The following is a 15,055-nucleotide window of genomic DNA, read 5'->3' as shown; positions in this document are numbered from 1 at the left end:
GAGCCGCCTGACCACGCCATCGGCCGCTCCCGCGGCGGCCTGTCGACGAAGATCCACCAGCTCGTCGACGGCCACGGCCTGCCGATGGTGGTCCTCGTCGCGCCCGGCCAGTCCGGTGATTCCCCGGTCTTCCCGAATCTGCTCGACCACCTGCGAGTTCCACCGGACAGTCAGGTCCCGGCTGTTGCCGCGACGTCCTGTCCGGACCTCTCGCCCGGCGGCGCGGTTGCCGATCCCGTTGTCTGTTGCTCGTACCGTCAACCATTTCCATTCAGCGAATGGGTTGGACTTCGATTCCTCCGATCGAAGCGAGACTACCCAGCAGCTGTGTGTTCGAACTCGCAACGAGCGTCTCGAATGAGTCCAACCCCGTTGCTGCACACCAACTATGAGATTCAGGCCACCAGAAGCTCGGGCTCCTTTCAAGCGTGAATGCGGTTGGTGAATCGCTTACTGATATCGCTTTGTACACCGTTGCGTCACTGCGTACTGTCGCGGCGACAGCGAGCCTCTCCGAGAGTCCTGGGTCGTGAAAACCTTCCCACAACAGCCCAAACCCAGCGTCACCGAGCGCGCCGTAAACTAACTCGAGTGCTTCCTCTGGAAGACTCCCTTGTTCTGGAGGAGTGTCGAATATGTCGACCACCGTGTGGTTAGGGCTATTGCTGCCGGTCAGATCGTAGAACGAAGTCCGGACTCCGAGCGGTACGCCCCTCGCTGTGGATATTTCATCCCAGGTAACTGGAACTCGATCCATGTACGCGGGGTGAAGAATTCGGACTGCGTGCCGAAATCGGGTTGAAAGCCAACTGCTTCCGTCAGCATCAAATGCGAACGGGTAGCGGTATGGATGTAGCCAGCGAGCGTGATCTGCTACTTCGCACCCGACCCAGCGAATCCCGGATTCCATTACTGTCCTATCCCGTGGACAACGCCCACGAAGCCGCTACTTTCTGCGAAGAGTTCAGTTCATCGCTACCCAAATTCGGATACCACGTTGAACTGACGACCATGTATTTCGATGGTGAAGTGATCCTCAATTCGACAAGATCGGGTGTTGCTTGATTGTAAGTGCACCCTGGTTCCGATTCGTCACCCACCTGCTCGGGGCTAGATCGAGTGCATTGGGAATATTCCATATCTGATTCGTCGGGGATTCCCGTTTCGTTGACCGATGAAAAACGATTCAACTCCACTTCCAGTGGTGTAGCCGACGCAGCGATGGAAAGGACCACTGGCTCACCTGTCAACATCGTCCACTCGAGTTTTTGCGGTGGGACGACCTGACTGCCGCCTAGCGCCGACCAGTCAGCTGCCAGTACTGGAATAGAAGTTCCTCCAGCGCTGACAGTCGGTATTCCTCCGGAAATCGAACGCTGCTCGACAGGAAGATAGTCGGATTCCTGATACGAACCAGGCAGACTGCTCTCGGTACCGGCCTGGTCTGGTTCAGAAGAATCTCCGCAAGCAGAACAGAGGGCAATCGGAAGAACTAGGACGGCCAGTACGAATTTTCGCATGTCACCTGCCTCGTAATCCAGTTGTTACTTGCAGTATAGGACTTGCTACCGATGAAGAATTTTCCGGTCACTGTGACCTTGTAGTCGAATGTCGTACCGCGTGTGCACCATACAGCTGACGTTGCGAAAATCTTTGGCTTCGAATTCGGACCGGCATGTGCGGGATTGGAGGGATCTGCTTCGGGGAGGCCGCCAATCGCCGGCCACGGAATTCCCCACCACCGGAGCCTTGTCGTTTGTCCAGAAACTTCGTGTCCAGTCATTCCGGGTGCAGGGCAGTATGAGCGGACTTTGGTATGGACCTGGTCGGGCGTGGTGTACGACGCGTGCGAGTTGTCGATCTGTGTTCCGCAGTTCCCGAGGTCTGGTGTATCAGGTGGATCCTGCTCACGAGCGGGCCGAACCGACATAAAGTTGAATGCTGCGGGTGCAGGGCTGGCAGACGTACTTGTCGCAGTTCTGCTGGGAGCTGCGGTCCCTGGTTGTACGGAAGTGTCCGGGGCGCTTGTTGTGCTGGGAGCTGCGGTCTCCGGTTGTACGGAAGTGCCCGGGATGCTCGTTGTGCTGGGAGCTGCGGTCTCCGGTACCGTAGATAGTGAGGGGTCGACTTGAATGTCCGCTCGGGCAACTGACGGGTCTACCCAGCCGTAGTCTTTGAATTGCGCCTGCCCGGTATTTGTGTATTCTCCTGGAATCGCTGGGTCCCCAGGCTTCCAATCGATGGTCCCACCTTCGAAATTTTTAGCTTTGCCGTCCTCGAAGTCGTATTCATCGCTCGTCGGGAAACCATATTTTCCGTTTTCCCAACCCCGGCTTGCCCAGTTGTCCTTGATCGCCCCCCAAACGACGTGTGTGCCGGTGCTCGGTGAGTAATAGATGGAGCCACCCTGAAAGTGGTTCCCGCGACCGCTAGTGCCACCGGCAGAGAACTCATCCGAGGTAGGAAATTGCAATGGACTGTTTTCCCACCCCATCGCCGCCCACTTGTCACGAATCAGGCCACCAACTTGATGGGCATCGGTTGCGGGCGACCAGTAGATCGATCCCCCCTGAAAGTGATTGAAACTTCCACCGTTGGCCGCTGATTCTCGTGTGGTCGGATAATGCAAGAATCCGGTCTCCCAGCCTAGATCGCTCCATTTATCGCGGATTCGGCCACCGATTTGATTTGCCCCGGTGTCTGGATGCCAGTAAATTGAGTTGTTTTTCTCGAAGACTTGAAATTTTCCATAATTGTCGGCATTGGATTCGGGGGTGATCGGATTTCCGAAGGCGTTCCATCCTCCGGCTTGGTCGTACTCGACCTCGATAGCCCCACCGACAATATAGGGACCGATCCACCTGTCAGCGTGCGCGATTGACGGGAGAGTTCCGCTTACAGTTGCGGCCATAACGAACGCCGACAGCCTCGTCATCGTAAGGCGACGCCGCGACCTTGACTTGCCAGAAGATAGTTTCATTCAAATCAGCCACCGATCTTTTTCGGTATTTCGCGAATGCGCTGGGCCACCACCTGCTGTGTGTTTTCTGAGAGCAAGCCGTGAATGGCGACCGATAGTTACAGTAAGCAATTATCCAACGGTTGTGGCATGGAATGAATGTCTCAATTGGGTAACAAGACTGAAAAGTATGTTTCGTCGCCGATGGAAGCGGTGACTTCCGCGGTCACCACAAGCCGGAGTTTGCCCGTCCGGCGATCTCGGAGGGTGTACCCATGCGCGTCAACCTTTCCGGCCTGCCCCCGGTGGCCTCGCTGATCGAGCCGTCGATGCGGAGGGTGTAGGTGAAGGTGTGGGTGCCCAGGATGGATTTGTCGTCTGGGCACCCACATCGGTGTGACGCTCCCGTATGCCGTAGAAAATGGTGAGGCCTGTGGACGCAGCGGTGCCGTCCCGGGCTCTGCGAAGCGCTCTGGATCTCGACGTCCCACGGTTTGCGGACACATGCGAGCTGTCCAGCCCTGTCGCTGGCTGGCTCACCCGGTGTTGCGGTTGCCAATCCAGTGATCTGCTGTTTCGGGTAGCCAGCCGCGATTTCTGCCGACCTGGCCGTCTTCGGGCGGAAGGAGCCCGCGTTCTCGGTAAGTCGTCATGGTGCCCAGGGGTATCCCGGCACGATCGGCGAACTCCCGCAGGGACAGAAAATGAATGCACAGGACGGTGGGACGTGGTGGCCGTGAGTCGTCGAGGTCGGTCCGAGTGCCGCGTCCGGGGCGGTTGCCAATCCAGTGGTCCGCTGACTCGGGCAGCCAGCCGCGATTTCTGCCGACCTCGCCCTCCTCGGGTGGGAGGAGCCCGAGTTTTCGGTACTTCTTCATAGTGTCGAATGCCAGCTCGGCACGGTCGGCGAACTCGCCCAACGACAGAAATTGGATCACGCGCGTGACTATACCCCCTTACATTTGACATATCATGCGTAAGGGGGTATAGTTATGTTCATGGCCACAGCCGAACACTCAAGCCGCACAGACGTCATCGCCGAATTCGAGCGCGCAAGCCAACGATCACGTGAGATCTTGTCCCGCTTCGACCTCGACGACACCAAGGGCAATCCGCGCGAGTGAAACGTCAGCATGCGGTGGACGCTGCTCACCTTCATCCAAGAGTTCGCCAGGCACGCAGGCCACGGTGACATTCTCCGCGAACAGATCGACAAGCCTCCTGTACGTCTACCGAACTCGTGAAACTTCGGCACTCCCACTCATGGGGGGCGACTGGCCGGACGACCTGCACAACTACTGACCCGCGATCGCACGGTCGATGGGAATCTAGCCCCGAGAACGTACGGCACTGATGGTGGACGGAGCCAGCGTGGCGCGGACGTGCTAGTTCCGTCCAGTTTTCAGCGCTGGTCCGCCGGCCATCGCGTTGTGTTGTCTTGTCCACCAGCTCACGGCTTGACTAGTGCAGAGAAGTGAGTTGAAACCAACAGTGCTGCAGGGCGGGCATGAGTCCGGTGAGATTGACCGCCGCAGCTTTCACGCGCAGTGTCACCCGGTCGGCTCGTTGCTGGCCGCCTCGCCCGAGGGGTAGCGCCCGTCCGATGTCTACGAGAACTCTTCTCGGCGGATTGAAGACCCTGATCACGGGGTGGTCCGGCCATTGCTCCACCCAGCGCTCCGTGCCGAGCACAATGCACTCCTAAACACCGGCTGGGCTGCGCGGGCGGCCGTAGGAGCCGCTCTCCAGGTGACGCGGCCAGCATCCGGCCGTATCTCCATGCGGATACTTCGGCGCTGACTTCCCTTGCCGGTGGCAGCGACGTCGAGCTGCACCGCCGTGACACGGCCGTACCCCTCGCCCAGTCCGTCGTAGCCTCCGCGGGGAAGCAGGTCTTCGAACGGCGCCGGGACGGACAGCCGCCGCAGCGTTGACGTTGCGGTGGCCACGATGGGCGTCGGGTCGTCGGCTGAAGGAAGGACAACGCCGGATGCTATGTCTCCCCGGCTTGGTTGAAGGTCAGGAAGTCGAGTTTGACGACTTGATCCAGGCATCCATCGATATTGCCGCCGATGCGACTGTCAGAGTGCGCGGACCTCAGCATTGGTCACCCAACGACCTGTGAGACTTCCTGCCCACGACCCCCAACGAGGACCGACCGGACCTCGCTAGGTAAAGGCAGCTGAGCGACGCGATCGACCGGTAGCCGATCGGTATGCGGGCCACGACGCTCGCACTGTCATGTCGGTGGTCGCTGCCATGATCGACCGATGCAGACCACTGTCCGATCCGTACACAACCTGATCTCCGCCCTTCAGCCCCTCGACGACCTCGAGGGAGACCACCGCGCGGACACATTGTCTTGGATCGCAAGTACCGACGACATCTTCCGGCGGGCCAAGCCGGCAACGCCGCCACGTCATCTGGTGTCCTACATCGTTGTGGTGGACCCGACGGATCTGAGTGTGTTCCTCGTCGACCATATCAACGCGGGACGGTGGCTCCCGACCGGTGGCCATGTCGAGCCCGACGAACACCCCACAGAGGCGGCACGTCGGGAAATTCGGGAAGAACTCGGTGTCGATGCTGATTTCAGTATCGCCGGTTCCGAACCCCTCTTCCTCACGGTTACAACCACCGTCGGAGTCGACAACGGTCACATCGACGTCAGCCTCTGGTATGTAGGAGCCGCTAACCGCGACACCGAGTTCATCCTCGACCCTGACGAGTTTCGCGGTGGTCGGTGGTGGACGGTGAACGAAGTTCTCGACAGCGATCCGCGGCGATTCGATCCCCACTTCCCCAGGTTCATCGAGAAGCTGCGGTCCATGGTCTCAGCGAAATCCGCCTGACCGCCCGCGCCCGCAGGCGGTGCGTGTGCGTTCGTCGATCGCCCTGCGGGACGGCCGGACGTCATCGCCCCAGATGCCGCTTGGATTCATGGCGAGTTGCGCTGGCACCCGGACAAAAGATGCGGGCTGGCGATTCCCTCGTCAACCCCACCAAGTCGATGTGTTCGAACGCCCCGAGCTCTTGACAGAAACAGGGGTTCCCAATACCGTTAGCGCCCCTCTTCGCCCGCGGCCTTCCGCACCCCGTACAAGGTGGCGCAATGCTGTCGCGGTGGCAGGTCGGTCAGTTGCAGCTGCCACTGTCACCACCTTCACCGTTGCTTCCGCAGTTGGGATGACCCGTATCGCCTACCACGGTCCCATTGCTGGCACCGGCGTCCTGGGCATGCGGTCGGCCGGTGCGTACATATCCGCCAGCCAAGGTGCCCTTGAGGACGAGATAGGCAGAGGGGATGACGACGACGACCATTACGAGCACGAAGATTTCCATGATTGAGCTCCATTCGTTCGGTGTTGTCGGCCTATGTTGCACGGCCAAGGACTGCCACTCAGCGTCTCCTGCGCTCGCGTCGTGAGGATCGTTCTATCCAGGGTTCAGTCGGCCCCGGCCCCGGTCCTGGCGACTGCGCCCGGCTGACCCATGCCGCACACGAAACACAAAGGCGCCCACGACTATGGACCCATTACGTGCTGGACCTGTGGCACCGAACCGCCGCCCTATTGCCAGCGGCCGAAGTCTCGATGCCGCCGCACCTCGTCCTCGTCCATCACCCGCATCTTCATACCAACAGCGTCGACGACGTACTCACCCTCATCAAAGTAGCGGGCCGGGCCAGAATCCGCTTTGCCGGCACTCTCGCAGTCCACACCATCCCTGTGAAGGGGACCCGCTGCCGGTTCTGGGCGAAGTAGTGGGCCACCCCGGGCAGAGTCGTCCACGACAGGCCCTCACGGTTCTCCACGCCCGCGCCCCGGTACAGAGTGACCGGCAGCAGAGGGCGGCGTGCCCGCCGATTGTCCTTCGTGAATCCCGCGATGCGGAACATCTCCCGCCACACCTCATCTCGGACGTCATTGTCGTAGGGCTTTCCCTTCCATGCCTTGCTCGCCGCCGCCGCGAGTGTCTCGGGTGAGAGCAGACCGGCAAGGAACAGCTCTTCCATGCGTTCACTGGCTTCCAAATCCGCCTCGAGAATGAGTGCGAACTCTCGGGCCTGGCTATCGGTCAGGGTGTGGCCGTTCCTTGTCGCCTCGGCATGGGCCCGCTGAATCTGTTCGGTGTTCATGACACGGATCTGCGTCCGTCGGCGATCGTCGAGCGTTGCCCGGGCGTGTTCTACGGCCGACGTGCCGCGGCCGTAGTCGGTGTCGGGCAGGAACTGGCCATCGACGATGCTATGGGTCACTCCGGCTGCGCGCATGGCGCACAGCCGGTGCTGCCCGTTGGCGATCGCGTCTGCGCCGTCGTTCCAGACCATCGGATCGGTGGTCAGGCTCGACAGGGCCTCCCGGTCGTCGGTGGGCAAGTCTGCGTAGAGCGGATGGTCGGCTACGCCGGGCAGGGTCTGGGTCCGTTGGTCCCAGCAGTCGGCGACGATCTTGGAGACAAGCAGCCACCGGGGCTCGTGGTACCGGCACGACTTCATCGTGTCCTGACCATCTGGGGATAGGAATCCTGCCGCGTGAGCGGCCTGAGCATCCCCGTACCGGCCCAACTGTTTGCCGGCGGCGATCGCGAACGCGCACTGATATTGACGGTGCGGCCACGGGAGCGCCGACAGCGGAACCATGCGCAGTCCAATCTTGCTTTCCACCGCGCGCCGTCGCTCGTCTGGATTCTTGTACATCGAAGAGTAGAACGCGGATTCGTCAACCTCCGGTCGATGTGCATGGTCGACCTTCCGTGCGAGTTCCATTTCATCGGCGGTACGCCGGCGGGAAGCGGAAAGCCCGAGCATCGGTCCAGTCGCCCACGGGTCGCGTACGTCCAATGCGGCTCGCTCCGGATTGACGAAGGCCAACACATCGACCTCGTCCTGCGCGCGGAGCAGCAGCGTTCCACGAAGCCCATAGACGGAGATCGTGACGACGTCGCCGTGCCACGCCGTGTCAGCGAAGATCACGAGTGCGTCGGCAGCGTCGACGATGCGGATGGCCTCGATCCGGGAGAATCCCTCGTCAAACGTCCTGTCCTGGAGGGGGTACCGACCGCCATGAACACGGAGGTAGTCGCCGACGAGCATCGCCGATGCCGACTTACGGAACACGGTCGCGTTGGTCGGCGACGCAGCTGTGCTTTCTCGGACGAGCTGCGATCCGGCCGGTGGAACTCGACTCTCGAATGGTGGGTTGAACCCGGCGGACTTGCCGCAGCGGAACAGCCTGTGCTGCGCACTCGTCCAGAACGGATGGGCAAGATCGTGAGCGATGCGGTCCGATCGAGGCTGGGACAGGACGAACACGTCACCGTGCTCGGCAATGATGGGACCTGGCACTCCTTGGCACCAGAGAACCGGGGTCGGAAGGTCACCAAAGGGCGATGGAGTGAGGGCGTCCAAGGCCTCACCCGCCGAGATGTGCTCGACTCGCTCCACCCGTGCGAATCCTTCATCGGAGGTGCGATCCCTGGCCATCGGACGCGTCCGTGTGATCTGGAGGTAGTCACCCACAAGGACATCGCACGACGCGACGAACTCATCAGGAGGCCCCTGCCGTGTCACTGCGCCAACGCTTTTCTGCCAACGAGGCCGTGCGCGATCTTCAGGCACCGGGAGCAGTCGGGTATTCGATCGGCATCGCCCGGTCCGACTGCCTGATCCGGGCCGCGATCGAGCGCCCGCAGGGGGTCGAGCCCCCGCGGTCCCGTGCGATTGCGCGACGGGGTCTCGCACAACGCGGTGCGCGCTGCCCGGTGAAGACGACCGTGGTTCAGGAACTGCTGCACCACGATGTGGCTGCGGCCGCGGTTGCTGCCATTCTGGTAGCCGAATGCCCAGTTGAGCCCCACGAACACCTCGACCGGCAACTGTGCACACAGTGTGTTCCAGCGCGTTCGCTGCTCCAGCCCGCCGGTGCGCTGCTCCGCGCGCTCACGTTGGAGCTGATCGGTCATTGCGGCGTGAACACCTTCCGACAGGTGCTCGAGATGCAGACCGTCGAGGACCGCAGCGTCCGCAAGAACGATCATCTGACCCCACGGCACCGTCCGCGGGTTTGTGACTTCACGGCCGAGGACTCGGCTGACCCACGCGTGTGGGAGCTGCGCGACGACCGCTTGAACTGGACCGACCCGAGTCGGATCCACGAACCGGTGCCGGTGCGACGCTGCGTTTTCGCGCAGAGCGATGAGTCGCTCGTCGTCGAGCGCCGACCGGTCCGGCGTCGGATTCGGGAGCGTGCCGGGCATACTCACGACTTCCCACCTGGGCGGGGAGAGTCGACGTTGGATGGTGTGGCCGTGTCGATCGAGAGATGAACTGCGGCACGGGCAAGGTGTTCGTCGTACGTGCACAGGGTCAGGTCTACCGGGCCGAGCAGGTACGCCGTGGCCAGGTGGATCGCCGCATCAGCAGGTAGGGGAGCGGCGATCGTTTCTGCGAACTCGGCGATCTGAGGTGTCAGTGCGACGACGTCGACGGAGGTGAGGAAGGCGCGCGCCCGGGCGCCGGACGTGTCCGACTCTTCACTTGCTGCGCGGAGTAGCGCGATTCTGCCGACGACGCTGGTGAGGAGAGGGACGTTCGGTCGATCATTCATCCACTCCACCAGCGCAGACGATTCAGGTTCCCTCACAACTAGTTTCGCCATCGCGGTGGAATCGAGATAGATCACCGCACACCCTGTGCCCTTTGGAGTACTTCAGTGAGATCGCCGGCCGGAAGGTCAGCGACGACCAGGGGGCGCCGCCGGGCAGCCGCCGGCGCGATCTCACCGCGCGCGATCATGGCAGACCGGATGTCCTCTCCAGCGTCGAGAGGGACGAGGCGGGCCACCGCGGTACCGCGCTCGGTCACCTCGATGACCGCACCGGACTTGACCTTGTCGATGTAGCGGCTAGCGTTCTGCCGCAACTCCCGGATCCCGATTCTCTCCATGTCCGAAACGTAGCACTGAATGTGCTACGCCTCGAAGCGTCGACCAGCAGCGGCATACAAGGCCTGGGATTCAGGTGCACGTTTCACACGGGTCCTGAACGGCTATGGAACCTCGGCGGGACCAGTGGGAACCACCAGGCCCTGCGCCTCGTTGTCGATGCCGACTCGGTTACGCGGCATCATCTCATCCCGTACTGGGCGAGCAATTCCACTGCACCGTTTATGGGCCTCCTTGCTCGCCATTTACATTGCCCTCATCAGAATTATTGACTGGCCTCATCGAGACCCGGTCGATCCATTCTCTCCGACCCTCACGTGCGGCCATCCCAGATCACTGAGGTTCCGCGGTGTGGCCGTGGCCGTCGATCTCCTGGCAGCATGCGTCGCATTCTCCGTCGATTTCGGTCTCGTCGATGTTGACGACGATGTTCCCGGCCTTTGCCAGGAACGGCCTCACACGTTCATCGGCGAGTTCAGAGGCGTCGAAGTCGAATGCACTGTAGTCGTCGTTGACGATCGCGGTCGCACAGCGGTGACAGAGTGCGTAGGTGGCGCTCATGTAGTTGCCTTTCACGCAGGTACCGGTCAGATGGCGAGGGCTTTGGCGAGGTGCCCGAAGTAGTCGAGGAGGTCGCCTCCACGAAAGTCCAGGTTGACCAGTGCAGTCTTGATCTTCGCCCGTTCCTCGGGCACGGTCTGTTTGCATCCGTCGACGACGAATCCGAGGGGGATGCTGTCCACTCCCCCTGCGCCGGGGACCTCGAACCGGTATTCGAGGTTGTATCCCTTTTCTTCTACGAGGGTGTCAATCCAGGCATCGAAGGACAATTCTTTTTTTCCTCTCGGAGATATCACCATTGCTGTGCAGAGACTTTTATGACCGCGAGGACACTAACATTTTCTGTCTCTTTATTTCGCAGCCATATCTTGGAATACTTGAAGAGGAATTCGCGGCGGATTACCCAAACGATTCGGGAGGCCGGCGCCGAGATGGGTAGACCGTGGACGTGGCGCAGAATTCACAGTTCAGCGCTCGTGACTGGATTGCGATGGTGTTCGCGGCTGATGGACGGCGGATTCACGTTCGGTCTGGGCCCGTTTCTTCAATCTGTGATGCGAGGGATGGCGAGGGCAGCCGGTACGGCGATGTCGTAGATCGTGTTGCGGATGACGACAACGGGTTCGCCGGTGACGTCGTGGCCCTTGTTGTCGATCGCGGTGATGGTGGCGTAGTCGAATGCGGCGATGTCGATGGCGAGCGTGATTCCGTCGACGGGACCGTCAGCGTTCTCACGGAGCCAGGTCAGTGGCGGGTTGAGGTCGATGGTGTCGTCGACGGCGAGATCGGCTGCAGGGGTGCGGGTGACACGCACGGGTTTCCTTTCATGGATCAGATCTGATTGTCATCCGTGTCGTTACTCTGGGCCGGTTCAGGCGGGGTGGACGTGTGGGGTGTGATAGCTGTTGCCGTCGAAGGTGATGGCGTATCCGCCAGGGCGGATGTGGGCGTGGATCTTCGGGCCGGCGGAGTATGCGCGGCCGTCAGATCCGGCCGGGGTGATGAGCCAGACAGTCATCGCGAGAGGCTCGCGGCCGGGCTCTGTGACGCGGACCTGATCGCCGACCTTGGCGGCGTGGACGTTGTAGGACATTCGGGCTTCCTCCTGAGGTGGGATGGGTGACTCCCCCGGGCTGGCACCGGGGGAGCCGGATCTGTGATGAGTCAGCTGGCTTGACTGATGTCCTTCGGTATCGGCCTTTCGGGCTTGCGCCCGTTGAAGTAGTTGACTAGGTCGCGGCCGTCACGCTGTTTGCCGTCGTGTCCGTAGGCGACTCCGCCGAGCACCTGGGAGAGAGGTGGGGTGCCTGCAGCGCGGAGTTCGGCGGCGTCGGCACGGCATCTGCGTAGGCGCGGGCAGCTCAGGCAGGCGGCGCGGGCGATCAGGACCTTCGAGAGAGTGCTGCGGTCAAGGTCGTAGTCCTCGATGTGGTCGTAGCACCAGGGCCGAGTGTCCATCTCCGAATTCCCCTCACACTCATCCAGTCGTGACCAGTGGTCTTTAAGTGGTCTCTTAGTGGTCTTTTCTATAGGGCGATCACACCCCTGTCAACCGCGCAGACCGACCCGCATACCCAGACCTGACCCCGATTGGCGGCGACGGCACGCACGACGACAGGGCACGTATCCCCTGGTACGGTTCATTTTCAACGACCACTGAAGACCACCAACAGACAGTGGCAGGACCACTGAAACAATGGACAGGAACAGCGACAGGATGAACAGACGGAGCCGCTACAGGGAGATCGCCCAAGCCCTACGCACCGACATCGACGCAGGCGTCTACCAACCCGGCGACCTACTCCCATCCAGTCGCGACCTCGCCGAACAATGGGCGGTCAGCCGCGGCACCATCACCCAGGCCCTCGGCCAACTCGTCGACTCCGGCCTAATCGTCGCCATGCACGGAAGCGGCCACGCCGTCACGCACCGCAACCCCGGCGCACAACGTCCCCACGTCATGCTCATCGGTGGCTACGCAGGCAGCGGCAAAAGTGAACTCGGCCGGATCATCGCCCGCCTGACCCACTGGCCGATCATCGACAAAGACACCATCACCCGCCCCGTCGTCGAAGCCGCACTCGAAACCCTCGGACGGTCCTACGACGACCGCGAATCCGAGGAGTACCTGCGCCTTATCCGCCCCCGCGAGTACGAAGCCCTCACCAGCACCATTGACGAGAACATCGCCTGCGGCACCTCCGTCATCGCCACAGCCCCCTACCTGCGCGAGTTCTCCGACCCCCACTGGGCCGCCCGCACCCTCGCCCACTACAACGCGCAAGGCGCCGATACCCACATTCTGTGGGTTCACTGCTCCCCCGAAACAATGCAGCTGTACCTGCGCCGCCGTGGCGCAGGCCGAGACAGCTGGAAACTCGCTCACTGGGACGATTACATCGCCGGCATCGACACCACGTTCACCCCGGTGCTCGACCACACCGTCATCGTCAACGACCCAGACTCCGACCCCCTACAAGATCAAGCACGCGCCTTTCTGTCCCGCGTAGGTGTCACGGCATGACGTCACGAGCCGTCCTGCTCTACGGCCCACCCGGCGCCGGGAAGGACACCGTCACCACGGCTCTCACACACCTCGACCCCGCCTACCAGCTCGCCCAACGCCTCAAGGCTGGCCCTGGCCGCACCCAGGGCTATCGGATGACCACGATCGAGACGATCGACGCGCTGACCGCCGCCGGAGCGGTCCTTTGGCGAAACGACCGCTACTCGTCCACCTATGCCACCGACCGACCCCACCTCGACCACATGATCGACGCCTCACTGATCCCCGTCCTGCACCTCGGGCAACCCGACGCCATCGCCGCCGTCACCACCTCAGCACCGGACGTCTCCTGGACCGTCGTCGAACTATGGTGCCCCCGCGACGTCGCCATCGAACGAATCACCGCACGCGGCACCGGCGACGTCGACGAGCGGATCGCCGCCTACGACCAGACTCCACCCCTTACCGCCGCCACCCTGCGGATCTCGACTGTTGCCTTCGGCCCCGAAGCCATTGCCGCATGGATCGACCATCTCGTCCGGCAACGCCTCTAACATCGGTGGATCCGTCCGGCGCCTTGTAAACCGAGACTCCATCGCCGCGCGGATAGCCCGTCTCGTCCTTGTCGCAACTTTGTTGTGCTGGCTCGGCGGTGAATATGTAGCGCGGAATACATTTTCCGAAAAGACCGCAGACCCAGGCGGATGCACCACCAGGGCCTGAGTCGTCGCGAATCGGAATATCAGGCGGCGTACCAGTCGTCAGCTTCGGTGCTCTGGCCAACGAGGATCACCTTCGGGAACTCCGAGCTGTCGAAAGAGCGCTCGTCGTGCCGGTCTATCGCGTTGGCGCCGGCGATCTGATCGAGGACATCCTCGACGGACATGCCGCGAGCGCCCGGGCTCGCAGCGCCTTCCGCGATCAATACTTCGACCAGCTTCTCGGGGCGATAGTTTTCGGCCTTGTAGGTGTATCCGGCGATTTCTGATGCAGACGCCATGCGTTTACCCTTCCCGGTTTCATCGAGCGTCGGCGGGATGGTCCCCTGCCTATTACTGCGAGCAATATCGAATCCACACCAGTCCTGGACCGCCTTGCGCTCAGGGCTATCTACGCGATTCAAGACCGCGTTTTCCGGTGGTGCGATCCTTGGTCAGATCACTGTTCGTACTGTTGCGCACCAACTCTTGTGCCTTACTGTTCTTTTCGAGCAGTTCGGGCCTCGCGAGAATCGTCAGAACAGGTGAGTCGCGAGGCAGTCGGCGGTGCCGGGGCAGTTCGCCACCGCGTCGTCAGTGAACATCAGCACTGGTTCCCTCCATCGCTGCCGTTCCCGCTTGCTCATGTGCCCCCACATCGTGGTCTGGCGGACGTCGACGGGTTCGTCGGTGTGGATGAACCAATCGACGCGGTAGCCGGTGAGTTCGGCGAGGAGTTTGAGTTGCTCGAACGTCGGGTAGCGGGTTCCGGCTTCCCATTCGTCGACTGCAGGTTCTTTTGTCCCACAAGCGATGTCGACTTCAGGTCCTTTGTGGCTTCCTGCGTCGAGGGCCGTGGTGATGCGCCACGGCGCGACGAGCCCGAGCCTCCACCCCCGGTGAGCGGCCTGCTCGGCTTCCTCGGCGATCTGCTGCTCCTGGCTGCGACGGTAGGCACGTGCGGTGCGACGACGGTGAAGTTCCTCTTCCGACAGACGCTCTCCTGCACGACCCCAGAACCTTCCGTGTCCACCGCTGCGGTCCGGGGTGAACTGATGGACGGCGGTCATGACGCCGCCGCGGTGGCGCGGCGGGAGGAGCGGATACGTCGACGCTCGCCCTCTGTAGTGCCGCCCCAGACCCCGAACTGCTCGTTGGTTCTCAGTGCATGCTCGAGGCACTCGGCGGTTGCCGGGCAGCGTCCACAAATCCGCTTGGCTGCCCTGGCGCCGCTGACTCCTCGGGGTTCGGGGAAGAAGTGGTCGGGATCGGACTGGGCGCAGAGCCCGTCGAGGCGCCAACTTGTCCAGGTAGTGTTCACCAGTTCGACCGGACCGATGATGGGCCGGATCAGATCCACAAGGGCGGAATCTTCGGTCATGCGTTC

The 15,055-nt window shown here is 61.9% G+C and carries 23 protein-coding genes; 5 read left to right on the top strand and 18 right to left on the bottom strand.

Features of this window, described 5'->3' with window-relative positions; all coding sequences use genetic code 11:
- From WAW17_RS21770 to WAW17_RS21755, 4 genes are all read right to left on the bottom strand, one after another.
- A partial coding sequence (locus WAW17_RS21770; RefSeq protein WP_422334993.1) for a hypothetical protein occupies positions 1-261 on the bottom strand: 261 nt, incomplete at its 3' end.
- Between the two features lie 656 nt (positions 262-917).
- Positions 918-1,520: a hypothetical protein gene (locus WAW17_RS21765; protein ID WP_422334992.1), complete on the bottom strand. Its 603-nt coding sequence runs from the start codon at positions 1,518-1,520 to the stop codon at positions 918-920.
- Positions 1,493-2,911 carry a hypothetical protein gene (locus WAW17_RS21760; RefSeq protein ID WP_422334991.1) on the bottom strand — a complete coding sequence of 473 codons (1,419 nt, stop codon included), beginning with the start codon at positions 2,909-2,911 and terminating at the stop codon, positions 1,493-1,495. The genes WAW17_RS21765 and WAW17_RS21760 overlap by 28 nt, the downstream gene beginning before the upstream one ends.
- A gap of 584 nt (positions 2,912-3,495) precedes the next feature.
- Positions 3,496-3,897: a hypothetical protein gene (locus WAW17_RS21755; protein WP_422334990.1), complete on the bottom strand. Its 402-nt coding sequence runs from the start codon at positions 3,895-3,897 to the stop codon at positions 3,496-3,498.
- 60 nt (positions 3,898-3,957) lie between these two features.
- Here WAW17_RS21755 and WAW17_RS21750 point away from each other — a divergent pair, with 60 nt between their 5' ends.
- Together WAW17_RS21750 and WAW17_RS21745 are read left to right on the top strand one after the other, a co-directional pair.
- Positions 3,958-4,083, top strand: a complete 126-nt coding sequence (locus WAW17_RS21750; RefSeq protein ID WP_422334989.1) for a hypothetical protein — start codon at positions 3,958-3,960, stop codon at positions 4,081-4,083.
- 9 nt (positions 4,084-4,092) lie between these two features.
- On the top strand, positions 4,093-4,203 hold the full coding sequence (locus tag WAW17_RS21745; protein ID WP_422334988.1) for a DUF664 domain-containing protein: 111 nt from the start codon (positions 4,093-4,095) through the stop codon (positions 4,201-4,203).
- 217 nt (positions 4,204-4,420) lie between these two features.
- Here the strand turns inward: WAW17_RS21745 and WAW17_RS21740 are convergent, their stop codons facing one another.
- On the bottom strand, positions 4,421-4,651 hold the full coding sequence (locus tag WAW17_RS21740; protein WP_422334987.1) for a hypothetical protein: 231 nt from the start codon (positions 4,649-4,651) through the stop codon (positions 4,421-4,423).
- Positions 4,652-5,229: 578 nt separating this feature from the next.
- Here WAW17_RS21740 and WAW17_RS21735 point away from each other — a divergent pair.
- Positions 5,230-5,811: an NUDIX hydrolase gene (locus WAW17_RS21735; RefSeq protein ID WP_422334986.1), complete on the top strand. Its 582-nt coding sequence runs from the start codon at positions 5,230-5,232 to the stop codon at positions 5,809-5,811.
- 283 nt (positions 5,812-6,094) lie between these two features.
- Here WAW17_RS21735 and WAW17_RS21730 read toward each other — a convergent pair whose 3' ends face one another.
- The 10 genes from WAW17_RS21730 to WAW17_RS21685 all read right to left on the bottom strand — a co-directional run bounded on the left by WAW17_RS21730 (position 6,095) and on the right by WAW17_RS21685 (position 11,922).
- Positions 6,095-6,301: a hypothetical protein gene (locus tag WAW17_RS21730; RefSeq protein WP_422334985.1), complete on the bottom strand. Its 207-nt coding sequence runs from the start codon at positions 6,299-6,301 to the stop codon at positions 6,095-6,097.
- Between the two features lie 289 nt (positions 6,302-6,590).
- Positions 6,591-8,306 carry a hypothetical protein gene (locus WAW17_RS21725; protein WP_422334984.1) on the bottom strand — a complete coding sequence of 572 codons (1,716 nt, stop codon included), beginning with the start codon at positions 8,304-8,306 and terminating at the stop codon, positions 6,591-6,593.
- A 221-nt stretch (positions 8,307-8,527) separates the two neighbouring features.
- On the bottom strand, positions 8,528-9,223 hold the full coding sequence (locus WAW17_RS21720) for a hypothetical protein (protein ID WP_422334983.1): 696 nt from the start codon (positions 9,221-9,223) through the stop codon (positions 8,528-8,530).
- A complete protein-coding gene (locus WAW17_RS21715; protein ID WP_422334982.1) occupies positions 9,220-9,642 on the bottom strand; it encodes a type II toxin-antitoxin system VapC family toxin in 423 nt (140 codons plus the stop codon). The genes WAW17_RS21720 and WAW17_RS21715 overlap by 4 nt, the downstream gene beginning before the upstream one ends.
- Entirely contained in the window at positions 9,639-9,905 is a 267-nt protein-coding gene (locus WAW17_RS21710; protein ID WP_422334981.1) for a type II toxin-antitoxin system Phd/YefM family antitoxin, read from the bottom strand. Before WAW17_RS21710 ends, WAW17_RS21715 begins: the two co-directional genes overlap by 4 nt.
- Before the next feature lie 331 nt (positions 9,906-10,236).
- Positions 10,237-10,464 carry a hypothetical protein gene (locus WAW17_RS21705; RefSeq protein ID WP_422334980.1) on the bottom strand — a complete coding sequence of 76 codons (228 nt, stop codon included), beginning with the start codon at positions 10,462-10,464 and terminating at the stop codon, positions 10,237-10,239.
- A gap of 26 nt (positions 10,465-10,490) precedes the next feature.
- A complete protein-coding gene (locus tag WAW17_RS21700; protein ID WP_422334979.1) occupies positions 10,491-10,733 on the bottom strand; it encodes a hypothetical protein in 243 nt (80 codons plus the stop codon).
- A gap of 275 nt (positions 10,734-11,008) precedes the next feature.
- Positions 11,009-11,278: a hypothetical protein gene (locus WAW17_RS21695; protein ID WP_422334978.1), complete on the bottom strand. Its 270-nt coding sequence runs from the start codon at positions 11,276-11,278 to the stop codon at positions 11,009-11,011.
- A gap of 57 nt (positions 11,279-11,335) precedes the next feature.
- Positions 11,336-11,557 carry a hypothetical protein gene (locus WAW17_RS21690; protein ID WP_422334977.1) on the bottom strand — a complete coding sequence of 74 codons (222 nt, stop codon included), beginning with the start codon at positions 11,555-11,557 and terminating at the stop codon, positions 11,336-11,338.
- A gap of 71 nt (positions 11,558-11,628) precedes the next feature.
- Positions 11,629-11,922 carry a hypothetical protein gene (locus tag WAW17_RS21685; protein WP_422334976.1) on the bottom strand — a complete coding sequence of 98 codons (294 nt, stop codon included), beginning with the start codon at positions 11,920-11,922 and terminating at the stop codon, positions 11,629-11,631.
- A 259-nt stretch (positions 11,923-12,181) separates the two neighbouring features.
- On the opposite strand from WAW17_RS21685, the gene WAW17_RS21680 reads away from it, so the two are divergent.
- Positions 12,182-12,988 carry a GntR family transcriptional regulator gene (locus WAW17_RS21680; protein WP_422334975.1) on the top strand — a complete coding sequence of 269 codons (807 nt, stop codon included), beginning with the start codon at positions 12,182-12,184 and terminating at the stop codon, positions 12,986-12,988.
- Complete coding sequence (locus tag WAW17_RS21675; RefSeq protein ID WP_422334974.1) at positions 12,985-13,524, top strand: kinase; 540 nt, start codon at positions 12,985-12,987, stop codon at positions 13,522-13,524. The genes WAW17_RS21680 and WAW17_RS21675 overlap by 4 nt, the downstream gene beginning before the upstream one ends.
- 188 nt (positions 13,525-13,712) lie before the next feature.
- Here WAW17_RS21675 and WAW17_RS21670 read toward each other — a convergent pair whose 3' ends face one another.
- The 3 genes from WAW17_RS21670 to WAW17_RS21660 all read right to left on the bottom strand — a co-directional run.
- A complete protein-coding gene (locus WAW17_RS21670) occupies positions 13,713-13,970 on the bottom strand; it encodes a hypothetical protein (protein WP_422334973.1) in 258 nt (85 codons plus the stop codon).
- 234 nt (positions 13,971-14,204) lie between these two features.
- Positions 14,205-14,738 (bottom strand): hypothetical protein, encoded by a 534-nt coding sequence (locus WAW17_RS21665; RefSeq protein ID WP_422334972.1) that lies wholly within the window; start codon positions 14,736-14,738, stop codon positions 14,205-14,207.
- Positions 14,735-15,055: WhiB family transcriptional regulator (locus tag WAW17_RS21660; RefSeq protein WP_422334971.1), on the bottom strand; the 321-nt coding region annotated here is incomplete at its 5' end. The genes WAW17_RS21660 and WAW17_RS21665, both read right to left, overlap by 4 nt.

The sequence above is a fragment of the Rhodococcus sp. (in: high G+C Gram-positive bacteria) genome (assembly GCF_049286785.1).
GTDB lineage: Bacteria > Actinomycetota > Actinomycetes > Mycobacteriales > Mycobacteriaceae > Rhodococcus_F.
Note: the sequence above shows the minus strand (reverse complement) of the source record. Positions and strands in the feature narration are given on the sequence as shown.

Excerpts from the sequence above, each read along its gene's own strand:
- WAW17_RS21665 (WP_422334972.1), bottom strand. The coding sequence starts at position 14,738 with ATGACCGCCGTCCATCAGTTCACCCCGGACCGCAGCGGTGGACACGGA.
- WAW17_RS21680 (WP_422334975.1), top strand. The coding sequence starts at position 12,182 with ATGAACAGACGGAGCCGCTACAGGGAGATCGCCCAAGCCCTACGCACC.
- WAW17_RS21735 (WP_422334986.1), top strand. The coding sequence starts at position 5,230 with ATGCAGACCACTGTCCGATCCGTACACAACCTGATCTCCGCCCTTCAG.
- WAW17_RS21710 (WP_422334981.1), bottom strand. The coding sequence starts at position 9,905 with ATGGAGAGAATCGGGATCCGGGAGTTGCGGCAGAACGCTAGCCGCTAC.
- WAW17_RS21675 (WP_422334974.1), top strand. The coding sequence starts at position 12,985 with ATGACGTCACGAGCCGTCCTGCTCTACGGCCCACCCGGCGCCGGGAAG.
- WAW17_RS21765 (WP_422334992.1), bottom strand. The coding sequence starts at position 1,520 with ATGCGAAAATTCGTACTGGCCGTCCTAGTTCTTCCGATTGCCCTCTGT.
- WAW17_RS21685 (WP_422334976.1), bottom strand. The coding sequence starts at position 11,922 with ATGGACACTCGGCCCTGGTGCTACGACCACATCGAGGACTACGACCTT.
- WAW17_RS21760 (WP_422334991.1), bottom strand. The coding sequence starts at position 2,911 with ATGGCCGCAACTGTAAGCGGAACTCTCCCGTCAATCGCGCACGCTGAC.
- WAW17_RS21745 (WP_422334988.1), top strand. The coding sequence starts at position 4,093 with ATGCGGTGGACGCTGCTCACCTTCATCCAAGAGTTCGCCAGGCACGCA.
- WAW17_RS21750 (WP_422334989.1), top strand. The coding sequence starts at position 3,958 with ATGGCCACAGCCGAACACTCAAGCCGCACAGACGTCATCGCCGAATTC.
- WAW17_RS21690 (WP_422334977.1), bottom strand. The coding sequence starts at position 11,557 with ATGTCCTACAACGTCCACGCCGCCAAGGTCGGCGATCAGGTCCGCGTC.
- WAW17_RS21730 (WP_422334985.1), bottom strand. The coding sequence starts at position 6,301 with ATGGAAATCTTCGTGCTCGTAATGGTCGTCGTCGTCATCCCCTCTGCC.
- WAW17_RS21670 (WP_422334973.1), bottom strand. The coding sequence starts at position 13,970 with ATGGCGTCTGCATCAGAAATCGCCGGATACACCTACAAGGCCGAAAAC.
- WAW17_RS21705 (WP_422334980.1), bottom strand. The coding sequence starts at position 10,464 with ATGAGCGCCACCTACGCACTCTGTCACCGCTGTGCGACCGCGATCGTC.